The 18,039-nt window shown below is 41.6% G+C and carries 15 protein-coding genes; 3 read left to right on the top strand and 12 right to left on the bottom strand.

From position 1 onward, the window contains the following. Window positions 1–28: 28 nt before the first annotated feature. From pyrF to gyrA, 9 genes are all read right to left on the bottom strand, one after another. Complete coding sequence (gene pyrF / locus QNM16_RS03100) at window positions 29–733, bottom strand: orotidine-5'-phosphate decarboxylase (RefSeq protein WP_063359859.1); 705 nt, start codon at window positions 731–733, stop codon at window positions 29–31. Window positions 734–772: 39 nt separating this feature from the next. Beyond that, a complete protein-coding gene (locus QNM16_RS03095) occupies window positions 773–1,909 on the bottom strand; it encodes a lipopolysaccharide assembly protein LapB (RefSeq protein WP_284019115.1) in 1,137 nt (378 codons plus the stop codon). Continuing rightward, the gene (locus QNM16_RS03090; protein WP_284019114.1) at window positions 1,906–2,142 is read right to left on the bottom strand and encodes a LapA family protein; all 237 of its coding nucleotides are present in this window, start codon (window positions 2,140–2,142) and stop codon (window positions 1,906–1,908) included. Before QNM16_RS03090 ends, QNM16_RS03095 begins: the two co-directional genes overlap by 4 nt. 48 nt (window positions 2,143–2,190) lie before the next feature. Further along, a complete protein-coding gene (ihfB, locus tag QNM16_RS03085; protein ID WP_023401704.1) occupies window positions 2,191–2,481 on the bottom strand; it encodes an integration host factor subunit beta in 291 nt (96 codons plus the stop codon). A 60-nt stretch (window positions 2,482–2,541) separates the two neighbouring features. Beyond that, window positions 2,542–4,209 (bottom strand): 30S ribosomal protein S1, encoded by a 1,668-nt coding sequence (gene rpsA, locus QNM16_RS03080; RefSeq protein ID WP_237136421.1) that lies wholly within the window; start codon window positions 4,207–4,209, stop codon window positions 2,542–2,544. A gap of 95 nt (window positions 4,210–4,304) precedes the next feature. Then, window positions 4,305–5,012 carry a (d)CMP kinase gene (gene cmk / locus QNM16_RS03075; protein ID WP_284019113.1) on the bottom strand — a complete coding sequence of 236 codons (708 nt, stop codon included), beginning with the start codon at window positions 5,010–5,012 and terminating at the stop codon, window positions 4,305–4,307. A 156-nt stretch (window positions 5,013–5,168) separates the two neighbouring features. Then, complete coding sequence (gene aroA / locus QNM16_RS03070; RefSeq protein WP_284019112.1) at window positions 5,169–6,449, bottom strand: 3-phosphoshikimate 1-carboxyvinyltransferase; 1,281 nt, start codon at window positions 6,447–6,449, stop codon at window positions 5,169–5,171. Further along, window positions 6,449–7,531: a 3-phosphoserine/phosphohydroxythreonine transaminase gene (serC, locus tag QNM16_RS03065; protein WP_284019111.1), complete on the bottom strand. Its 1,083-nt coding sequence runs from the start codon at window positions 7,529–7,531 to the stop codon at window positions 6,449–6,451. Before serC ends, aroA begins: the two co-directional genes overlap by 1 nt. 189 nt (window positions 7,532–7,720) lie before the next feature. Then, complete coding sequence (gene gyrA / locus QNM16_RS03060; RefSeq protein WP_284019109.1) at window positions 7,721–10,396, bottom strand: DNA topoisomerase (ATP-hydrolyzing) subunit A; 2,676 nt, start codon at window positions 10,394–10,396, stop codon at window positions 7,721–7,723. Between the two features lie 181 nt (window positions 10,397–10,577). On the opposite strand from gyrA, the gene ubiG reads away from it, so the two are divergent. The 3 genes from ubiG to nrdA all read left to right on the top strand — a co-directional run bounded on the left by ubiG (window position 10,578) and on the right by nrdA (window position 14,552). Beyond that, window positions 10,578–11,288: a bifunctional 2-polyprenyl-6-hydroxyphenol methylase/3-demethylubiquinol 3-O-methyltransferase UbiG gene (gene ubiG, locus QNM16_RS03055; RefSeq protein ID WP_063359867.1), complete on the top strand. Its 711-nt coding sequence runs from the start codon at window positions 10,578–10,580 to the stop codon at window positions 11,286–11,288. Then, window positions 11,285–11,932, top strand: a complete 648-nt coding sequence (locus QNM16_RS03050) for an HAD family hydrolase (protein WP_284019108.1) — start codon at window positions 11,285–11,287, stop codon at window positions 11,930–11,932. The genes ubiG and QNM16_RS03050 overlap by 4 nt, the downstream gene beginning before the upstream one ends. 334 nt (window positions 11,933–12,266) lie before the next feature. Further along, window positions 12,267–14,552: a class 1a ribonucleoside-diphosphate reductase subunit alpha gene (gene nrdA, locus QNM16_RS03045; RefSeq protein WP_284019107.1), complete on the top strand. Its 2,286-nt coding sequence runs from the start codon at window positions 12,267–12,269 to the stop codon at window positions 14,550–14,552. Between the two features lie 77 nt (window positions 14,553–14,629). Here nrdA and QNM16_RS03040 read toward each other — a convergent pair whose 3' ends face one another. From QNM16_RS03040 to egtB, 3 genes are all read right to left on the bottom strand, one after another. Beyond that, window positions 14,630–15,421, bottom strand: a complete 792-nt coding sequence (locus QNM16_RS03040; RefSeq protein ID WP_284019105.1) for a PhzF family phenazine biosynthesis protein — start codon at window positions 15,419–15,421, stop codon at window positions 14,630–14,632. Window positions 15,422–15,544: 123 nt separating this feature from the next. Then, the gene (locus QNM16_RS03035; RefSeq protein ID WP_284019104.1) at window positions 15,545–16,543 is read right to left on the bottom strand and encodes an L-histidine N(alpha)-methyltransferase; all 999 of its coding nucleotides are present in this window, start codon (window positions 16,541–16,543) and stop codon (window positions 15,545–15,547) included. Continuing rightward, window positions 16,540–17,814, bottom strand: a complete 1,275-nt coding sequence (gene egtB / locus QNM16_RS03030) for an ergothioneine biosynthesis protein EgtB (protein ID WP_284019103.1) — start codon at window positions 17,812–17,814, stop codon at window positions 16,540–16,542. The genes QNM16_RS03035 and egtB overlap by 4 nt, the downstream gene beginning before the upstream one ends. Window positions 17,815–18,039: the final 225 nt, after the last annotated feature.

Raw genomic sequence — 18,039 nt, 5'->3', positions numbered from 1 at the left:
GCCTAGGACAGGCCTAACGAGTATTCAATTAAGAAATACTTGCGTTTATATCTCTCAGTGCTTTTGCAGGATCTTCGGCTTTAGTGATCGGTCTGCCAATCACTAGATAGTCACTGCCAGCTTCGATAGCTTTAGCAGGGGTCATAATGCGCTTTTGGTCACCCGCATCACTACCAGCAGGTCGGATCCCCGGAGTAATAAGCTTAAATTCATTACCAAGCTGTGCTTTTAATGTCTCCGCTTCTTGCGCTGAACACACTACCCCATCCAACCCTGACTCTTTAGCCAGTTTTGCCAAGTAAAGCACCTGCTCCTGTGGTGTTTTATCAATACCCAATTTGCTAAGCTGAGCTTGGTCCATACTTGTCAAAACAGTAACAGCAATAAGCAACGGCGCCTTATCACCATATTTACTTAACGCTTCTTTGGCTTTTGACATCATTTCAGTACCGCCACTAGCGTGCACATTGACCATCCATACGCCTAACTCCGCAGCAGCAGTGACTGCTTTTGCAACCGTATTTGGGATATCATGAAATTTCAGGTCAAGGAATACGTCAAATCCTAGATCTACTAGCTTTTTAACAAACTGAGGGCCAAAGTAAGTAAACATCTCTTTACCTACTTTTAAACGACACTCATCTGGTGAAAGCTGAGACACAAATGCTAAAGCCGCACTCTCGTTGTCATAATCTAATGCAATTAGCACTTTCTTTTGTTCAATATTTGACATAATTACCTTAATTTTCTTTTAAAAGAATCACATACAATATTAATAACCATCTAAACCCCGACTAGGTACAACAGACTCCCACGTTTTACACGATGGGCATAACCAGTATAGTTTATGGCTGGTAAAGCCACATTTATTGCATTGATAATCGGGCTTAGTGGATATGTAAGATGTAACGAGGTTATCAATCTCTTCCAATACATCTTGAATTCTTACATTTTTGGCACTCAAAAGTTGCAGTAAATAGCTGAACCCTCTTATTGACGGCTCTCTCTTTAAGCTGTCAGTTAGAAATACTATCGCTTCTGTTACTTTTCCGGACTCTACTAGCCCCTGACAATGCTTTATTTTTATTGTTACGCCGGCATTCGGGAGTAATTCCCCTACCAAGCCATAAAACTCTTCCGAGATATTCAAGCTCTCATAGCAGGTTTGAAGATCGTTAATAATAAGAGGTGCGATTTGAGGAAATTCAGAGGTCAGTTTGCGCCAATAATAAATTGCTTTTACATTATCTTGACGGCCATGTGCATCAAGGCCTAACTCATATAAAGGTCTGATAGCTTGATGATTGAGCTTCGTCGCTTGTTCAAAAAATTTGATATCCTTTGATTCAATTGCAACTTCACAATAAAAATTCGCAATCGCAGCACAACTGGCCTTATCGGAAAATAGGTCAGAATATGCTTCGTACATATTTACACCTTTTTGCCAGTCTCTCGTTTGCGAATAAAGCTGGATCATGGGCTCCAAAGCATCTTCAAAACCTGCTTTAACTAAAACGACTAAATTTGATTCTGCCCCATCTAATAACCCTGCCATTATATAATCTTTTGCTAATTCCAGCCTGCAGGACTTGACCAATTCTATATCTAGATTGGGCTGTTCTATAAGTAACTCATGAATTTTGATCGCTCTATCGAGTTCACCGCGCTTTCTAAATAAGGTAGCGAGAGTCAAATAGTGCTCTACTGAATCAGCTGACACTTCTAGCAGCTGTATTAGATGTTCAAGACCCTGATCTTCTTCTCTATCAAGTAAGAATTTCAGGCCTTTACTATATTCGGATGTGATTTTTCTATTTTGCTCATGTGCCAAATTTTTAGCACTGTTCTTTCCCATTACATAGCCATAAGCAGCGGCAACAGGAAGCAGCAAGAACAAAAGCTCGATCATGACTGGCTTTGATCTTTATTCAACAATAAATTATTCGTTTTATGTAACTGACGATTCTTTTGTTTTAACCTTACGATTGAACTTAAGTTAAACAAAACACCAAGAATTATACCTGAAAACAGACATAAGCTCAGCAGTGTCGCTAACGGCATTTCGGCACTTGCAACGATAAAGTTTACTTCAACAACATTCGGATTCTGTGTGCCTACTACAAACGCCACTAAAAGCAACACTAAAAGTAGTCCCTTTTTAACAACTCGAACCAAATTAGGTATCTCCAATTACCCTTCGAGACTAGCGTTAACGCGATCTCTTAATTCTTTGCCAGGCTTAAAGTGTGGAACATATTTGCCATCCAACTCTACTGTTTCGCCTGTTTTAGGGTTGCGACCAGTTCTAGGAGAGCGGTAGTGCAGAGAGAAACTGCCAAAGCCACGGATTTCAATTCTATCAGAGCCAGATAGTGAACCCGCCATTTGTTCTAAAACTTCTTTTACTGCATTTTCTACGTCTTTTACAGGAACATGTGCATGCTGTTCAGCAAGTTTTTCTATTAATTCAGACTTTGTCATAACGTTTCCTTTAAATAAAAAAAGAAGGGCTAAAGTGCCCTTCTTGATTAGACTTAAGAATTAGTCTTTTTGAGCATTTTTGAAAGCAGCTGCCATTGCGTTTTCGAACGCTGGCTCTTCTTTCTTAAGCTTCTCTAGAGCTTCTTTCTCTTCAGCTTCGAAGATAGCTTTAACAGATAGGCTGATCGCACGGTTCTTACGGTCAACACCTACAAACTTAGCTTCTACTTCGTCACCTTCAGAAACAACAGAAGTTGCATCTTCAACGCGCTCTTGAGCGATGTCAGCTACACGGATGTAACCTTCAACACCTTCAGCAAGCTCTACAGTTGCGCCTTTCGCGTCAACTTCAGTCACTTTACCTTTAACAATAGCACCTTTTTTGTTTGCGTCTAGGTAGTTATTGAAAGGATCAGCTTCGATTTGCTTAACGCCTAGTGAGATACGCTCACGCTCTGGGTCAACTTGAAGAACGATTGCAGTGATCTCGTCGCCTTTCTTGTACTCACGTACAGCTTCTTCGCCTGGAGTGTTCCAAGAGATGTCAGAAAGGTGTACAAGACCGTCGATGCCGCCGTCAAGACCGATGAAGATACCGAAGTCAGTGATTGACTTGATCTTACCAGTAACTTGGTCGCCTTTGTTCTGTAGACGAGCAAATTCCTGCCAAGGGTTAGCTTTACACTGCTTAAGACCTAGAGAAATACGACGACGTTCTTCGTCAATTTCAAGAACCATAACTTCAACAGTGTCACCTAGTGAAACAACTTTTGAAGGGTGGATGTTCTTGTTAGTCCAGTCCATTTCAGAAACGTGTACTAGACCTTCAACGCCTTCTTCGATCTCAACGAAACAACCGTAGTCAGTTAGGTTTGTAACGCGACCAGTAAGCTTAGCGCCTTCTGGGTAACGACCAGCGATTGCTGCCCAAGGATCTTCGCCAAGTTGCTTAAGACCTAGAGAAACACGAGTCTTCTCTTTGTCGAACTTAAGTACTTTAACAGCGATTTCGTCACCAACATTTACGATTTCACTTGGGTGCTTAACGCGCTTCCAAGCCATGTCAGTGATGTGAAGTAGACCGTCAACACCACCTAGATCTACGAATGCACCGTAGTCAGTAAGGTTTTTAACGATACCTTTAACTTCTTGACCTTCAACAAGGTTAGCAAGAAGCTCTTCACGCTCTTGTGAGTTCTCAGATTCGATAACTGCACGACGAGAAACAACAACGTTGTTACGCTTCTGGTCAAGCTTGATTACTTTGAACTCAAGCTCTTTACCTTCAAGGTGAGCAGTGTCACGTACAGGACGAACATCAACAAGTGAACCAGGTAGGAAAGCACGGATTGAATCAACTTCAACAGTGAAACCACCTTTAACTTTACCGTTGATAATACCGATAACAGTCTCTTGGTCTTCACATGCTTTCTCAAGACGGATCCAAGCTTCGTGACGCTTCGCTTTCTCACGAGAAAGGATAGTTTCACCGAAACCGTCTTCGATTGCGTCTAGTGCTACGTCTACTTCGTCGCCAACAGCAACTTCTAGTTCACCAGCAGCATTTTTGAATTGCTCTGCAGGGATTGCACTTTCAGACTTAAGGCCAGCGTCAACAAGAACGATGTTGTTCTCGATTGAAATAACTGTACCTTTAACGATAGAGCCTTGCTCTGCTTCAAAACCCTTTAGGCTTTCTTCAAATAACTGCGCAAAATTTTCTGACATACTAAATACGTCTCATATATAAATGTACCAATAAGCGACCATGCTGCATGGGGTAGTTAAAAAAACACCGGCGGCCTTGCCAGTGCTATGATAAATTAGCTAACTTTCGGAAGTTTGCCTGACAATACAGCTTCATCAACAAGTTTAAGCACTTGCTGATATACTTGGTCGGCATCTAAAGTCGTGGTATCTATGTGAATAGCATCTTCAGCAGGCACTAGCGGCGCTACTTTTCTATTCATATCACGGTCATCACGTGCTTTGATATCTTCTAAAAGGCCCTCAAGTGTAACATCAAGCCCCTTATCCTTCAACTCATTAAAGCGTCTCTTAGCACGTTCTTCAGCACTTGCAGTAAGATAAATTTTTAATTCCGCTGATGGGAAAACAACTGTGCCCATATCACGACCATCCGCAATAAGGCCATTCTCAGTTCTAAATGCACGCTGTCTGCGTAAAAGTGCCTCTCTAACTCGCGGAAGCATGGCTATTTTTGAAGCCGTAGCCCCTACTTCTTCATTGCGGATTGTATTCGTTACATCTTCGCCTTCAAGCACAATTCTAGATTTCTTAGACGTGCTATCAATCATAAATTGAACGTCAAGGTTCGCAGCTAAAGGAACCAACGCCTCTTCATTATCCAGTGCGATTTGATGATGTAACACTGCAATAGACAGAACGCGGTATATTGCACCGCTGTCTAAAACATCCCAATTTAATTTCTCAGCCAACAAACGACAAACAGTCCCTTTGCCAGATCCGCTTGGGCCGTCTACGGTGATTACGGGCATTGCAGCCTGCATTAAAACCTCCTGAAATGCACACCTTATATAAATCGGCGCCTATTATACGCAAGTTTGATGAATAGATCCTTATCAAGATGTAACTTTTTGTTCTATTGCCGAATTTGTATCTTAATTAGGTATGAGAGCGTGTGAAAAACACGCTCTTAAATCTGACTAGTGCTGCGAGATTGAGGACAGCACATCAAAGTAGGTAGGGAAAGTTTTCGCTGTGCAGCCAGGATCATTAATTGTAACTGTTTGACCACCAACAGCGACCATTGAGAAACACATTGCAATTCGATGATCGTTATAAGTGTCTATCTCAGCCTGTTTGAACTCTGTCGGCGGTGTGATCTCAATGAAATCTTCACCTTCAACTACTTCAGCACCGACTTTGCGTAGCTCCGTCGCCATTGCGTATAAACGATCGGTTTCTTTCACTCGCCAATTATAAATATTACGAATAGCCGTCTTACCTTTCGCAAACAGTGCGACTGTAGCCAACGTCATCGCTGCATCAGGAATAGCATTGGCGTCGATATCAACACCTTGCAACTCACCCTTTCTCACGACTAGTTTTTCATCGAACCAATCAATTTGAGCACCAACTTGCTCCATCACTTGTGCAAAACCGATATCACCTTGCACACTTGCTTTGCCAACACCATTTATTTCAATTTCGCCTCCTGCGATTGCTGCTGCTGCCACAAAGTAAGATGCAGAAGAAGCGTCACCTTCCACCATAATACTGCTTGGTGAGGTGTAGCCCTGTTGGCCTTTGACATAAAACACTTGATAATTATCATGCTCTACGTTCACACCAAACTGCTTCATTACACCTAATGTAATATCAATGTAAGGCTTAGAAACTAGCTCGCCGGAGATCTTAATTTCACTGTCACCATCAAATAATGGTGCAGCCATCAGAAGCGCAGTTAAAAATTGACTTGAAATACTGCCATCAATCTCAACTGTGCCGCCTTTAAGCTTTTTCCCAACAATATCAAGTGGCGGATAGTGTTCATTTTTCAGATAGGTAACATCAGCACCTAATATATCAAGTGCATCAACAAGATGACCAATTGGGCGCTCTTCCATTCTTGGCTCACCAGTCAATGTGAACTTTCCCTCTGTCGCAGCTAAAACTGCAGTCAGAGGGCGAAAGGCTGTACCTGCATTACCTAAAAACAATGGTTGTTCAGGCGTATTAAAGTGGCCACCGTTACCGTGTACTTTCGCTATTGTTTTGTCATCATTCAATTCAACCTTAACACCCATCACATCTAAAGCGGCGAGCATATGGCGAATATCATCACTGTCTAACAAATTGCGAACTTCTGTTACTCCGTCACATAAAGCGGCAAGTAAAAGAATACGGTTTGATAAGCTCTTTGAACCTGGCAAGGTCACAGAGCCAGATACTTTTTTTATTGGTCTTAAAGGTAACTGTTCCATCAGCTGTGCTCCGCTGCAAATTTTTTCATGAATACAATTAATGCTTCAATGCCCTCTATTGGCATTGCGTTATAAATACTTGCGCGCATACCACCGACAAAACGATGACCTTCAAGCGCCATTAAACCGTTTTGTTCTGCTTGCTCAAGGAAGATGTCATTCAGTGCATCATCTTTAAGCCAAAACGGGACATTCATTAATGAACGACAAGTGCTCGCTACTTTATTGTAATAAAAATCAGAGCTATCAATATAATCGTATAACAATGCCGCTTTTTCTTTATTGTGTTTTTCCATTGCAGGCACGCCACCTATTGACTCTAAGTATTTAAATACCTCAGCCGCTAAGTACCAAGCGTATGTTGGTGGTGTATTGTACATGCTGTTTTGCTTTGCTTCGATTGCGTAATCTAAAATTGCAGGGCGCGGTAACCCTTCTCTTTCTAGTAAAGACTTACGAACAATTGCAATACTCAAACCTGACGGGCCAATATTCTTTTGTGCACCAGCATAAATTAGATCAAAATCATCGACATTAATTTCACGGGATAAAATCATTGAAGACATATCTGCAACGATTGGTGCTGTTGGATGTTTTGGCACGTCAAAGATTTCAATGCCATCTATGGTTTCATTCGGGCAGTAATGGATGAAAGATGCATTTTCAGGTAGTGACCAATCTGAAACCGGTAAAATATCAAATTGACCCTCTTTGTCCGTACGAATATCAAGAGATTCTACCTGCGTAAACTTTGCGCCTTCTTTCGTTGCGCCAATTGACCAAATACCATTCTCAACATACACACCTGGTGCACTATCCAAATGTAAGTTCAAAGGCACCGCTGAGAAATGGCCTCTGCCGCCACCGTGCATAAATAACACTTCAAATTCATCAGAGATATTCATCAACCTTCTTAAGCTTGCTTCACATTCTTCAGCCAACTTAAGAAACGGCTTGGAACGGTGGCTTATTTCCATTACGGATACACCTAAACCTTGCCAGTTGATAAACTCTGCTTGCGCTTTCTCCATTACCGCAGGGGGCAACATCGCTGGACCTGCACAAAAGTTATAAACAGTCATATTTTCCTCATTCCAAATAAAACGTGCCGCGAAACAGCAAAATGCTGTTCATACAACGCGACACGAAAATAAACCTTCAGTCTATGAATTTACATCAAATACAGGGTCAGATGAAACAAAATTCTGGGTCAAATTATTTAATTTGGTTGAATTTTTTTAATAAAAAAGCGGCCTAAGCCGCTTTTTTAATTATTCAGAATCTTGTTCTGGTTCACTCGGTGGTGTTTCTTCACCTTGAGCATCATCCACAACAGCATCTTCAATCTCATCTACTTCAATTTCTTCGATGCGCTGAAGCCCGACAACTTGCTCATCTTCTATTGTACGGATCAATATAACACCTTGCGTGTTACGTCCTACAGTAGAGACTTCATTTACGCGCGTTCTAACCAAAGTGCCTCGGTTAGAGATAAGCATAATTTCATTGTTGTCTTCAACTTGAACTGCGCCAACAACGTTACCGTTACGCTCAGTTACCTTAATTGATACAACCCCTTGTGTCGCTCGGCTCTTCGCTGGGTATTCATCCAATGGCGTACGCTTGCCATAGCCGTTTTCTGTTACCGTTAAAATAGCACCATCATTTTTAGGCACAATCAATGAAACAACTTTTACGCCATCTGGCATCTTAATACCACGAACACCTGTTGCTGTACGACCCATCGGACGTAATGCCAACATCTCTTCGCCTGTTTCAGGGTCAAGTTTCACTTCGCCTGTTTCTGAGTCACGTAGTTTCTCATTAAAGCGAACAACTTTACCGTGGTCAGTAAATAACATGATGTCGTTACTGCCATCAGTAATATCAGCACCAATCAGGTTATCACCGTCGTTCAAGTTGATTGCGATAATACCACTTGCACGCTGGCGGCTGTATGCAGTCAGTGGTGTTTTCTTCACTGTACCATTGGCTGTTGCCATTAAGACATACTTGTCTTCTTCATATTCGCGAACTGGTAAAATCGTTGTGATACGCTCATCTTCTTCAAGGGGCAATAAATTAACAATTGGCTTACCACGCGCTTGTCTTGATGCCAGTGGTAATTGATATACTTTCAACCAGTACAATCTACCCGCTGTCGAGAAACAAAGTATTGTGTCGTGTGTATTAGCCACAAGTAGACGCTCAATGAAATCTTCGTCTTTCATTCTTGTAGCCGCTTTACCTTTACCACCACGGCGCTGTGCTTCGTAGTCAGATAGAGGCTGATACTTCACATAACCTTCATGAGAGAGTGTTACAACAACATCTTCTTCGTTAATAAGGTCTTCTAGGCTGATGTCATGTGCTGCGGCAGTGATTTCCGTGCGACGCTCATCACCATATACTTCTTTGATTTCAACCAACTCATCACGGATAACTTCCATCAAACGCTCAGGTGATGAAAGAATGTGTAGTAGCTCAGCAATTAAGTCTAGTAGTTCTTGGTATTCACCTAAGATCTTCTCATGCTCTAAGCCTGTAAGCTTGTGTAAACGTAAATCAAGAATTGCCTGTGCTTGTTGTTCAGAAAGATAATATTGACCATCTCTGATACCAAGCTCATCTGCTAACCAGTCAGGTCTTGCAACATTTTGCTCACCTGCACGCTCAAGCATAGGTGCAACAGAACCAAGCTCCCATGCACGCGCTGTTAATGCCGCTTTCGCTTCAGATGGTGTTGGTGACTTACGAATTAGCTCAATAATTGGGTCAATGTTTGCCAGTGCAATAGCAAGACCTTCTAGCGTATGTGCTCTATCTCTTGCCTTACGTAAGTCGTAAACTGTACGACGTGTGACAACTTCGCGACGGTGAATAACAAACGCTTCTAGCATTTCTTTTAAGTTGAAACACTTAGGTTGATTGTTATCAAGTGCAACCATGTTCATACCAAACACGGTTTGTAGCTGAGTCTGAGCATATAGGTTATTAAGTACAACCTCGCCTACTTCACCACGCTTAATTTCAATAACAATACGCATACCGTCTTTGTCAGATTCATCGCGTAATGCACTGATACCTTCCACTTTCTTATCTTTTACTAGCTCAGCAATTTTTTCGATAAGACGCGCTTTGTTAACCTGGTAAGGGATCTCATGGACAATAATCGTTTCTTTGCCCGTTTTCTCGTCAGTCTCAATCTCTGCACGAGCACGGATATAAACTTTACCACGGCCAGTTTTATAGGCTTGTTCGATGCCTTTTTTACCACTGATGATTGCCGCAGTTGGGAAATCAGGGCCTGGAATATATTCCATTAGCTCTTCAATGGTGATGTCAGGGTTTTGAATAATTGCTAAGCAACCATTGATCACTTCAGTTAGGTTATGTGGCGGGATGTTTGTCGCCATACCAACTGCGATACCTGAGGAACCATTCACTAACAAATTTGGCACTTTAGTTGGTAGCACGTCAGGGATCTGCTCTGTGCCATCATAGTTAGGTACGTAGTCGACAGTCTCTTTGTCAAGGTCAGCAAGAAGCTCATGAGACATCTTTGCCATACGCACTTCGGTATAACGCATTGCAGCTGCCGAGTCACCATCGACAGAACCGAAGTTACCTTGACCATCAACAAGCATGTAACGTAAAGAGAATGGCTGAGCCATACGTACGATTGTATCGTATACTGCACTATCACCATGAGGGTGGTATTTACCGATGACGTCACCGACTACACGAGCTGATTTTTTATAAGGTTTGTTCCAGTCATTTCGTAGCTCGTTCATTGCGAAAAGTACACGACGGTGAACTGGCTTCAGTCCGTCACGTACGTCTGGCAATGCACGCCCTACGATCACGCTCATTGCGTAATCAAGGTATGAATTTTTCAATTCATCTTCAATATTGACCGGGAGGATTTCATTGGCGAGATCAGTCATTTGATACCACTTTCCTTCAGAGTCTTGCCCTTTTGTGTCACACTAATAGCAACAAAGGGTTAAGTTATTATTTATTCGGCTGCCGATAGTAACACAGGTAAATTCAATTTGCAGTCGTAAAATGTCTGGTATTTTTATAAATAGCCAATACAATGCGCCCAGATAAACGAGGAAGCTTTTTATGACCGAACATCAAAATGTAGACCACCAAGAAATCGCAAAATTCGAAGAAATCGCTGAAAGATGGTGGGATACAGAAGGAGAATTTAAACCGCTACATGATATCAACCCATTAAGGTTGGACTTCATCAACGATAAAAGTGCAGGCTTATTCTCGAAGAAAGTACTTGATGTTGGATGTGGTGGCGGGATCTTAACTGAGAGTATGGCTAAGCTTGGTGCAGAAGCGACAGGCATTGATATGGGCCAAGAGCCTTTAAATGTTGCTAAACTTCACAGCCTTGAAAGCGGAATCAGCGTAGATTATCAAAAAATACCCGCTGAAGTTTTCGCTGACGAGCATCCTGAGCAGTTTGATGTGGTGACTTGCATGGAAATGTTAGAACATGTACCCGACCCTGCTGCAATCATTGCCGCAGTCGCAAAAGCTGCTAAGCCGGGAGCCAGCGTATTTTTTTCTACTCTAAATAAAACACATAAAGCGTATTTATTAGCTGTTGTTGCCGCAGAGAAACTTTTAAAAATGGTGCCTGAAGGCACACACGATCATAACAAGTTCATTCGCCCTTCAACTTTAATTGGTTGGGCTGAGCAACATGGTTTAAAAGTACGTGCATCAGCAGGAATTAGTTACAACCCGTTCACTAAAACGTTTACTTTAACAGACGATGTTAGTGTAAATTACCTACTTCACTTCGAGAAACTAGCATGACACAAGCCGTTTTATTTGATTTAGACGGCACTTTACTTGATACCAGTGATGATTTGGGTGCCGCATTAAACCATGTTCTGACAGAGCATAGATTACCCACACTTTCAAAAAATGAGTACAGTCCCGCCATTTCTAATGGCGTCAAAGCCCTGCTTGAAGTTGGCTTTAAAGACAAATTAATCGACTATGACTTAGCAACCTTGAGGCAGCAGGTTTTAGACTATTATGAAAGTAATATTGCTATCCACAGCCATTGCTTTGATGGGATCGATGACATGTTGCAATCTTTGCATGATAAGGGGGTCGCAGTCGGTATAGTTACCAACAAACCTGAGTTTTTAACTTTCCCTCTTTTACGACAAATCAATACATTAAAAAATATTGAAGTCGTCGTGTGCGGAGATACCCTCGATGTAGCGAAACCCCACCCAGCACCACTATTGCTCGCAGCCGAAAAGTTGGGGGTTTCTGCTTTGCAAACTTTATATGTCGGTGATGCAGAGCGAGATATACAGGCAGCCAAAGCAGCACACATGCGCTCGGTTGCTGCACTGTGGGGCTTTATTCCCTCACTAGATGAAGCCCTATCATGGCAAGCAGAGGTAAATGCACACCATCCGATTGAGCTTATTTCGCACATATAGTGAAAAATTATAATTTGAGACACTACATATAGTGCCTTACACTTAATTGAGTAAATAATTGAACAGAAAAAAATCATTCAGTTTTTTTGCTAAAAAAAGGCAAAAATTAATGAACTGAAGTTGATTTTTTTACGCACTCAGGCTCAGCGGATAGCAGAAGGTTAGTAATTACTAACGCTATTTATTTATCCCAATGTTATCCACAATTTGAGTGAAGTTGTTCTCTTGCAAAATAGTATCAACCACACTATCTTGTGATGCACTTTCAAATAGGCACCATATCTAGTGGTGATTTCCTAACCAATATAAGAATTTGGGAATACGGGCATAGCTTATGAACCAACAATTATCTGTCAGTAAAAGAAACGGTCGTAAAGAACCGCTTGATTTAGATAAAATCCATCGAGTTATTACTTGGGCAGCCGAAGGCTTAGACAACGTCTCGGTCTCTCAAGTGGAATTGAAGTCTCATATCCAGTTTTACGATGGGATCCGTACTGAAGATATCCATGAAACAATCATCAAAGCAGCTGCAGATTTAATCTCTAAAGACACGCCTGATTATCAGTATCTTGCAGCACGTCTTGCAGTGTTCCATTTAAGAAAAAAAGCATATGGCCAGTTTGAGCCTCCGCACTTATATGATCATGTTGCAAAGCTCGTGGACGACAAGCGTTACGACGAGCACCTATTGAAAGACTACACTCGTGAAGAGTTAAATGAATTAAATGACTATCTTGATCACAGTCGCGATATGACTTTCAGCTACGCGGCGGTCAAGCAGTTAGAAGGCAAATACTTAGTTCAAAACCGTGTAACTGGTGAAATCTATGAGAGCGCACAGTTCTTATACATACTAGTGGCGGCAAGCCTATTTGCTGATTATGACAAAGAAACACGTTTAGATTACATCAAGCGTTTCTATGACGCTGTTTCACAGTTCAAAATATCACTACCAACGCCTATCATGGCCGGTGTTCGTACACCTACACGTCAGTTCAGCTCATGTGTACTTATTGAGTGTGATGATAGCCTAGATTCAATTAATGCTTCTTCTTCAGCTATTGTTAAATATGTGAGTCAACGTGCCGGTATCGGTGTAAACGCCGGCCGTATTCGCGCACTTGGTAGCCCAATTCGCAATGGTGAAGCATTCCATACTGGTTGTATTCCATTCTACAAACACTTCCAAACAGCAGTGAAAAGCTGCTCACAAGGCGGTGTGCGTGGCGGTGCTGCAACTTTATTCTACCCGCTTTGGCACCTAGAAGTTGAAAACTTATTGGTTCTAAAAAATAACCGTGGTGTAGAAGAAAACCGTGTTCGTCACCTAGACTACGGCGTACAGTTCAATAAAACAATGTATGCGCGTTTATTAAAAGATGATTACATCACCCTGTTTAGCCCATCAGACACACCGGGGCTATACGATGCATTCTTTGAAGATCAGGAACTTTTCGAAGAACTATATTTAAAGTACGAGCAAGATGAGTCTATTCGTAAGAAACGTATCAAAGCGATTGAACTGTTCTCAATGTTTGCTCAAGAGCGTGCAAGCACCGGTCGTATTTACTTACAGAACGTGGACCACTGTAATACTCACAGTCCATTTGACTCAAAAGTAGCCCCTATCCGTCAATCTAACTTGTGTTTAGAAATTGCACTGCCAACTAAACCGTTGAACAACGTCAATGACGCTGAAGGTGAAATTGCACTATGTACACTTTCTGCATTTAACTTAGGTGCTATTGAAGATTTATCTGAGCTTGAAGAGCTAGCTGAGCTAGCAGTTCGTGCACTTGATAATCTATTAGATTTCCAAGATTACCCAGTACCAGCTGCTCACACAGCAACCATGGGACGTCGTACTCTGGGTATAGGTGTCATTAACTTTGCTTACTACCTAGCTAAGAATGGCAAGAAGTACTCAGACGGCAGCGCTAATGGCCTAACGCATAAAACGTTTGAAGCAATTCAATACTACTTGATGAAAGCATCTAACGAACTTGCAAAAGAGCGCGGTGCATGTCCTAAGTTTAATGAGACAACATACTCACAAGGTATTATGCCTATCGATACTTATAAAAAAGACATCGATGCAATCTGTGACGAGCCACTTCACCTTGACTGGGACGCGCTAAGAGCAAGTGTTCAAGAACATGGTATGAGAAACTCAACGTTATCTGCGTTAATGCCTTCTGAAACTTCATCGCAGATCTCAAACGCGACAAATGGTATTGAACCGCCTCGTGGGCATATCAGTGTTAAAGCAAGTAAAGACGGTATCCTAAAGCAAGTTGTGCCTGAGTATGAGAAGCTTAAAGATCAGTACGAACTACTATGGGACATCCCTTCTAACGATGGTTATTTAGGCCTAGTTGGCATCATGCAGAAGTTTGTCGACCAAACAATCTCTGCAAATACAAACTACGACCCAACTAAGTTTGAAGGCGGTAAAGTACCAATGAAGTTATTGTTAAAAGACTTACTAACAGCATACAAGCTGGGTGTTAAGACGCTTTACTACCATAACACACGTGATGGTGCTGCTGATGCACAGGACGAATTAAAACCAGAGCCTGAAGATGACGGCTGTGAAGGCGGCGCTTGTAAGATTTAACAAGCCAGTCAAGAATCAAAAAGCCCAGCATATGCTGGGCTTTTTCGTACACACAATTCAATCATGCTCTATCAAATTTAGTCATCTAGCTTGAGCACTTTGGCTATCACGCAAACTTGCTGTGCGCTTTTATAAATTTGATAATATCCTCCACTTACAGATAACTGATAGCAATTAAATATTTTGTTGGCTGGTATCTGCCAATACGAAGCCAGCAACGGAGCCGCCGATCCTGTCGCTTGATCTTCTTTACTGCCATATTGAGGTGCAAAGTATCTGAAATAAAAACCATCACTACCTAAGCCATGATTTGTGGTCACTAGCAACGCCCGACGAGTGCATTTGATGTATTCCTTAGCATTAAAATCTAACTCAATCAGATCTTGCATATTTGCTGCTTGTGCAACGAAATACCCGTCATGAGGCTCTGTGTGCTTAATATTACTCAGCGTTTGGTTAAACACCGGAAATATATGATCAAAGTCCGTTGTTATTTCAAGGCTCGCTTGCGGCAAGCACATAACAAACAGCTCGCCCCCTTGATGAGACACACGTATTGTCTGATTAGACGATTCAAAAATAATTTCTTTGTCAACAAGGGTGAAGGTGGATGTTAGTACGTCAGCCGCAGCAAGGGTTGCATGACCACAAAATTGAATTTCACCATATGGTGAAAACCATCGAATACGATACCTGCTATTGGCATACTTAACCAAAAACGCAGTCGCAGCGACTTTATTATTATTGGCGATTTTTTGAAGGCCGTGCGTATCGTGAAACTCATTGAGATCATCACATAAATTCACGTCAGCAAGATTGCCAAGGTAATGCTCAGAGCAAAATACTCGCCGAATACCGCACATCTTCATATCAAAAAATCTTACTCATGGTTGTATTTATTATTCATGCTTAGCAATCGATGCATCAAAGATATATAAGCACATTGCCACAAACACTTCTTTGTACTCAAATACCTCTGCAGTAAAAAGTAATTAACGCTCTTCTTTCACGACTTGCCATAAGGAGTCTACAAAATACTGATTACTGTCCGTGAAATGCTTAACCACATGAAAGCCGCTTTGTTGTGATAATCGCTCAATCTCATTTGTTGAAAACTTATAAGAATACTCGAAATGAATCGCCTCATATGCATCGAATTGAAACGCTCTTTGTAGCGCCGAGATGTAAACCTCTTGCTTTTCAGTAGAAAGTACATAACTTTCCATGGCGCCTAAAACTGGATTATAAACGCCAAAATGTTGGAATTTATCTAGCTCGAAATTAGCGCCTAACTCTTTGTTTATTCGGCTCAACAAATTGAGATTAAACTTTGCAGTTAAGCCATCTTCGTCATTATAAGCAGCAGTGAGCTTCTTAACGTCCTTCTTTAAATCAAAACCAATGAATATAAAGTCATCCGATTTAAGACTCGCCCATACCTTTCTGAGAAATCCAAGACTTTGCTCGCGATTAAAATTGCCAATATTAGAGCCTAAAAATAAAACCAACTGCTTATTTGTAGACTGACCCCTGACGAGCTTTAACCCGTCAAAGTACTCGGCTACCACACCATGAATTACCAGATTATCATTGGGCACAATATTTTCTTGTAGCATGAACATGGCTTTTTCTGAAATATCGATGGGGTAAAAATTTACTTTGCAGCCACTTTTCAAAAAGCCATCGATAATTAACTGACTTTTATGTCCATCCCCAACGCCTAATTCAATAATGTCAATTTCTTGCTCATCAATCACATCAGCTAACTGTTTGTTAATATTGGTGATGATTTCCACTTCTTTCGCGGTCAAATAGTAATCTTGATGCTGGGTAATTTTTTGGAAAATTTCACTTCCCGTATCATCATAAAAGTACTTTGCAGACAAGTGCTTTGAAGGCGCACTTAACCCAGTCAATACGTCAATGGCTAGCTGATCATCTTGTGTACTTTCACCGTGTGTGTCTTGCGTGAGTAATCTAAAGTGTGTCATTCAATATCCTGTGCTAGCCTGATGCCAGAAAACATCCAGCGCTGATGTGGTTGATAAAAATTGCGATAACTGTGGCGATAATGATCGTTAGGTGTGGCCACACACCCACCTCTCAAAACAAACTGGCTGCACATAAACTTACCATTGTACTCGTTCAGCATGCCCTGATATGGCTTGTAACCGGGATAGCCCGAATAATGACTTTTAGTCCAACACCAAACTTGCCCAAAAGGCACGCCACTCGCTATAGGGTGATAAATGCTTGCAAGATTGCCATTGCGCTTATTGATCTCTGAAATTACCGCAACAGCTGAGCTTGCTTGCAAATAAACCTCCAGCTCATGCTCTGTCGGTAACCTTAAGCCTTTCCAGTTAGCAAACGCGTCTGCTTCAAAGTAGCTTATATGTGTGACAGGAAGGTTGAGGTCTAACGGCATCAAACCATGTAGTGTAAACTCAAACCATTCATTGCCTATCTTTTGCCAATACAAAGGGTGGGCAATTTTCTTGTCGTTTACCCACTCCCATCCCAAGCTCAGCCAAAATTCTGCTCTGCCATACCCATCATCTTGAATAAACGCCAAATACTCGCCATTTGTGATTGTGTTTTCACTAATCGCAAATCCATAGTTGTAGCTTTTGTGCCTAGGTTTTTCATTGTCATAGGCAAACCCCCTATTTATAGCACCCACTTCATAAATGCCTTCGTCAAAAGCACGCCAACGTGCTTTTTCAGACCTAGGGATGCCTAACGATTGGTCGCAATAAACGGGAGAAAGTGGGTTACAGCCCAAAATATACTTAATATCCATAAGCAACAGCTCCTGATGTTGCTGCTCGTGATGTAACCCGATCTCTAGCAAGGATAGCACTGCTTCGTCTATATCGGCCAAGGACAAAAAGTTTACAACTTGTTGATCTACATAGTTACGATAATGAATAACTTCATCAACCGTTGGTCTTGATAGGCTCCCCCGCTGACTTTGCAACCAATGTTCGCCAGCTGATTTATAGTAAGAATTAAACAGCACGCGATACCCTTGGTGATACCTTGAGTAATCTGTCATGTATTTAACCAAGATAACTTCTTCAAAAAACCACGTTGTGTGGCCTAAGTGCCACTTCGGCGGACTGACTTCAGCGATCGGTTGAACCGTATAATCTTCAACTTGTAAGCTTGCGCATAAAGTAGTTGAGTGCGCTCTGATCCTCAGATACTCATCAATTAAATGTGTAATCTTTGTTTTCTCGATTGCTTGCTGTCGGTTCATAAGCTACCTGATTGAAAAGTCTATTCTGTGTCAGAAACCAACTTAATAACCCTATCTAACAAACAGACTACAATGTTAATAAAGTGTAGCACGTTAATGTTGTATGGTATTTAAGCTTTTTCAATTTCATGTAACACAGCCTTCAAAAGCTGACTTGAAGCATTTATTGAAATCTAAACTCACCAGCATCGGCTGGCTTATAATGTATTATCTCTTTGCCCACTT

The organism is Pseudoalteromonas umbrosa, from assembly GCF_030125375.1.
GTDB lineage: Bacteria > Pseudomonadota > Gammaproteobacteria > Enterobacterales > Alteromonadaceae > Pseudoalteromonas > Pseudoalteromonas umbrosa.
This window is presented reverse-complemented; position numbering and strand designations above follow the sequence as displayed.